The sequence below is a fragment of the Streptomyces sp. NPDC034049 genome (assembly GCF_055575575.1).
This window is the reverse complement of record NZ_JBVISJ010000043.1, coordinates 1-4,219: the sequence shown is the minus strand read 5'-3', so window position 1 is coordinate 4,219 and position 4,219 is coordinate 1. Positions and strand designations below refer to the sequence as shown.

The window sequence follows — 4,219 nt, the reverse complement described above, 5'->3', positions numbered from 1 at the left end:
CCTCACGGAACTCCGGATCGAACTTCCGTCGCTTCTCCGCCATGACTCCCAACTTCCCCTGCAGTCACGGTCTTCACGCTACGAGGGGAGGGACATAGTCTGCGGGCTGTGACGGTGAGATATGTGCTGGACGGCAGCCAGGTCAGGACGCTGGAGGACTTCTGGCGGGTCGCCGGCGAGAGCATCGGCTGCGGCGGCTACTTCGGCCGGAACCTCGACGCCTTCGCTGACTGCCTCCGCGGCGGCTTCGGAACACCGGACAACGGCAACTTTGTGATCGAGTGGCGTGATCACGAAGCCTCTCGCCAGCATCTTCGGGCACCCCGAGACTGCCCGGCAGCTCGAAATGTGGCTCGCCCGCTGTCATCCGACGAACAAGGAACGCATGGCCGCCAGGCTGGCGGAAGCCCGCGCCGGCCGTGGCCCGACCGCCTTCGACTGGCTGGTCGAGATCATTGAGGAGGAACTTCCGGGCGGCCTGCGCCTCTGTTAGCCAGGCGGACTGGTCACGGAGCCGGCAGACGGCCTTCGTCGACGTGGTCGGCGAGATAGAGCAGGGTGGCCTGCGGGTCCATGCCGAAGGCGGCGGCGACGAGCTTGGGGTCCATTTGGTTCACCATGTCGACAAGGCGGGTGCTGCGGATCATCCGGGGCGGAAACCCGCAGTCGTCGAGGACGTGAGAGAGGTAGGCGGTGGAGGCCGGGCCTCTCCCTGCCTTTGTCCCTTTCGTGACCACGACGTGGGGGTTGTCGGTCCGCCATGCCGCGCGATGGTCCAGGCAGCGCTGAACCACCGTCCATGAAGCGGGATCGAGCGGGACAGGATGGGGCCGCTTGCCGAGCCGGACCGTCTGCGCCTGCTGGTCCACGTCGTTGACCTGCAGCATCCGGGCCTCCGAGCTGGAGGCGCCATGCAGCAGAGCGAGCATCCCCACGACTGCCTCGTGAGGATGGACCTCCTCGCTGGTCGTCCAGCGGCGGAAGAGGCAACGCTGCTGGTCGAGGGTGAGAGTCCTGCCGCGGAAGCCCTTCGAGTGCTTGGAGGTCATGTTCCGGGTCGGATCGAGGGCCCAGTCGTTCTTGTTCCGCTGGTAGATCAGGAAGAGCGCCAGGTCACGCAGGATGGTCAGGGCGGTTTCCAGGGTGTGGTTGCTGCGTGGGCGGGTGCCGGCCCGCCGGGCCCGCTGCTGGGCCCTCATCTGGAAGGTGTCGAAGGCGACAACGGCCTGCTGCAGCGGTTCGGGGACCGCGTCGATGCGGCGTCTGCGGCGGCCGACCGCGAGTCGTTCGGCCTGGTCAGTGGGCAGGTCCAGTCCACGGAGGGTGAAGAAGTCCTCGAGTGCACGGGCGAAGGAGCCCATCGAACGCCCTGGCCTGCGGGACCGCTCCAGCAGGGCCTGGGGCGAGTTGGAGTGCTCGTCTTCCAGGAGTCGGCCCAAGTCGGTGACGAAGCCGCAGGCCCTGGAGACACAGTGGGTTCCCGCAACATGGGCGATGAAGGCATCGAGCCACTCGGGCGGGTTGGAGAGTTGGTCTCGGAGGTTTTCACCGCGGATGAAGGGGCGGGCGGGATGCTTCTGCCAGCATGCTGAGCAAAGCCCGAGTCCCGCATGTCGCCGCACCTGGCCGCACTCGCGACAGGTCCGCGGTGGCTGTTTGTCCTGGCGGGGCCGGGAACAGTGGCCGCACCAGCCGCTGTCTTCGCGCAGATAGCCGGGCCTGCCGCAGCGGGGACACACCTGCTGGGCCGCGGTCTGCTCGGCTTTGCGGCGGCAGCCCCGGCACAGTCGGGTGTGGGCCGCGCGGACTGGATGGCCGCATTCTTCGCAGACGCGGGAGCACGTGATGCACCGGCCGGTGTCCTGCTGCAGAACGCGGTCCTTGCCGCACGCCGGACATGTCGCCTTGGCCGCCTGTTCCTCGATCCGGCGCCGACACCGGCAACAGTGCAAGCGGTCGAGGTATCCGACGGGAGCCCCGCAGGTGACGCAGTCTCGTTGCCTTTTGCCCATTGCTCTCTCCGCTGGTCACAGGGGTGGCATGGACCGGCCCCTGGCTGAGGCGGCTGGCGGAAGGTCGGCGACCGGCCGGGGTGGTGCGATGGGTCGCTCGACGGGGGTGGTGTCGACCTCGATCAGGTCGTTGGGGGTGCACTCCAGCGCGGTGCACAACGCGGCCAGGGTGGTCATCTTCATCTGCGAGGGCTCCTTGGTGAAGAGTGCGGAGACCGACGCCGAGGACAGCTCCAGGCCGGCCTTTTCGGCCAGGAGACGCCGCAGTTCCGTTCCGGTCCACACCTCGCGCTGGGCTGCAGCCATCCGCAGCCGCCATCGGATCTTCATGCCGTGGTGCCCTTCCCCGTCAGCTCGGCCAGCGTGCTGGCGACCGCCCGCTGATAGGCATCCTCGATGAAGGTCGCGGAGGGCCGGACGTATCGCATGGTCGAGCTCACCGTCCAGTGACCGAGCATTTGCTGGATCGCCACCAGGTCGACGCCGCGTTCGTAGTTGTGGATCGCGCAGGCCCGCCGCAGCGCATGCGGGCTGAACCGCTCGTCCGCCGGCCGTCCTTCCAGCTGCATGAGATACCGCAGCCGGTTGCGGATCGTTCCGCGGTGCAGGGGGCCGCCGGACTCGTCGGCGAACAGCACCGGCGAGTTGGGGAACTTGGGCAGTACGTCTTCCAGGAACCACCGCAGAACGAGGTCGAGGCCGTCAAGCATGGGCACCCAGCGAGGGCGGGGTCCGGAGGTGTGGGCGCCTTTGCCGAAGCGGACGTGGAGCTTGCCGAATGGGCCGCGAGTGAAGTGCGCGTCGGGCTTTTCCAGCAGCGAGGCTTCTTCCGATCGGAGCCCGGCGTGATACAGCGTCCGGAACATCGCATAGTCGCGGGCTGCGGGTCCGTACTTCCGTGCGGTGGCGATCCTCTGCTTCATGAAGTCGAAGAACTCGACCACCCTTTCGGGTGTCGGCGGCGGAAGGAGAGCCGGGGAGTCGTCGCCGACATGTCGGGAAGCGTTGAACTCGTCGACCGGGCAGACCAGCCGGACACCGAACGCGGCCTCGATCTCGGCTGCCTTGCGGGCTTGCAGGAACCGGTGGAAGCCCTTGAAGATCTGCACGTACTCGCGCCGGGTCGAGGTCTTGCGGCCCTGGACCGCGAGGTCACCGACTACGCGGTCGATGTCCTCAGGCGTCACGTCCCACGCGGGCCGGCCGAGCGCCGTGAGGGTCCGCTCCAGCAGACCGATGTCGTTGTCGATGGTCACCGGACTGAACCCGCGGGCCCTCCACGAGGCGACGAACGCGTCGACACACGCCGCCTGGAACTGCCACGGATCCGTCGTCAGCGGGATCTGGGGGACGGCCCCGCCCGCGATGACCTGCAGTCTCGCCTCGGCCACCGGCACACCTTCCTCGCACCTAAACGGTCAAGGCAGCACCTTGAAAACCAGGCTGCTACCGCGAGAACCAACGAGGACCACAGGAGGGGGAAACGGCCAGGTGGCAGCAGCAACTCTTGTGAGGGAACAAGTGCCAGCCCCAGATGGCTGGTCAAAGGCCTTAACCGACCCGCGGCTCTGCGCGGCCATCGTCGACCGGCTCACCTTCAACGCCACCCTCATCGAGACCGGCACCGAGTCCTACCGCCTGGCCCGCACCAAAGCAAACAAGATCAGCGGGACAAACTGACCGACCTCAACTCGCCTTCCACGCAGCCAGCGGTCACTGATCAGCGACGTCATAGTGTTGGCCGATCCCACTGTCCAGTTCGCCGGCGAGGCGTTGGAGATCGTCGGCCGACAAGGCAGCGACGTGGTCCAGCCATGCTGTGTTGGCAGCCCTTGGGGCCTCGGCAACGGTTTCGCGCCGTGTCCGCTCCTCCGCCTCGAACTCCTCAAACTTCAGCAACATATCGACCGCGAGCGGCGCGACGTCGGCCCGTTGCAGGAGGTTGCTGGCATACGGCACGAGCTCGGGCCGCCTGGCGAGGAACCGCTCGACAGTCATGCGACGATCCTCGGGGATCTCCGGAAACGGGCCGCAGACGGTTCGGTCCGAGGCCGACTTGCCACCATCCGCGCTCATCTCGGGCTCCTCCCCAACCAGGTCTGATCCGGCACAACTGTCCCTCCCCTCGTAGCGTGAAGACCGTGACTGCAGGGGAAGTTGGGAGTCATGGCGGAGAAGCGACGGAAGTTCGATCCGGAGTTCCGTGA

The 4,219-nt window shown here is 67.1% G+C and carries 4 protein-coding genes and 2 pseudogenes; 2 read left to right on the top strand and 4 right to left on the bottom strand.

Going from position 1 to position 4,219, the window contains the following annotated elements; genetic code table 11:
* Nucleotides 1-108: 108 nt before the first annotated feature.
* Nucleotides 109-493, top strand: a pseudogene (locus ACZ52C_RS41900) (barstar family protein).
* 13 nt (nucleotides 494-506) lie between these two features.
* Here ACZ52C_RS41900 and ACZ52C_RS41895 read toward each other — a convergent pair.
* The 3 genes from ACZ52C_RS41895 to ACZ52C_RS41885 all read right to left on the bottom strand — a co-directional run bounded on the left by ACZ52C_RS41895 (nucleotide 507) and on the right by ACZ52C_RS41885 (nucleotide 3,409).
* Nucleotides 507-1,439, bottom strand: coding sequence for a hypothetical protein (locus tag ACZ52C_RS41895; RefSeq protein WP_469079778.1), 933 nt, complete (start codon nucleotides 1,437-1,439; stop codon nucleotides 507-509).
* A gap of 588 nt (nucleotides 1,440-2,027) precedes the next feature.
* Nucleotides 2,028-2,342 (bottom strand): helix-turn-helix domain-containing protein, encoded by a 315-nt coding sequence (locus ACZ52C_RS41890; RefSeq protein ID WP_239758277.1) that lies wholly within the window; start codon nucleotides 2,340-2,342, stop codon nucleotides 2,028-2,030.
* Nucleotides 2,339-3,409, bottom strand: coding sequence for a tyrosine-type recombinase/integrase (locus tag ACZ52C_RS41885; protein WP_469079777.1), 1,071 nt, complete (start codon nucleotides 3,407-3,409; stop codon nucleotides 2,339-2,341). Before ACZ52C_RS41885 ends, ACZ52C_RS41890 begins: the two co-directional genes overlap by 4 nt.
* Before the next feature lie 139 nt (nucleotides 3,410-3,548).
* Here ACZ52C_RS41885 and ACZ52C_RS41880 point away from each other — a divergent pair.
* Nucleotides 3,549-3,692: pseudogene (locus tag ACZ52C_RS41880) on the top strand (ATP-binding protein); the annotation flags it as partial.
* Between the two features lie 33 nt (nucleotides 3,693-3,725).
* Here the strand turns inward: ACZ52C_RS41880 and ACZ52C_RS41875 are convergent.
* Nucleotides 3,726-4,088: a hypothetical protein gene (locus ACZ52C_RS41875; protein ID WP_469079776.1), complete on the bottom strand. Its 363-nt coding sequence runs from the start codon at nucleotides 4,086-4,088 to the stop codon at nucleotides 3,726-3,728.
* Between the last annotated feature and the right edge of the window lie 131 nt (nucleotides 4,089-4,219).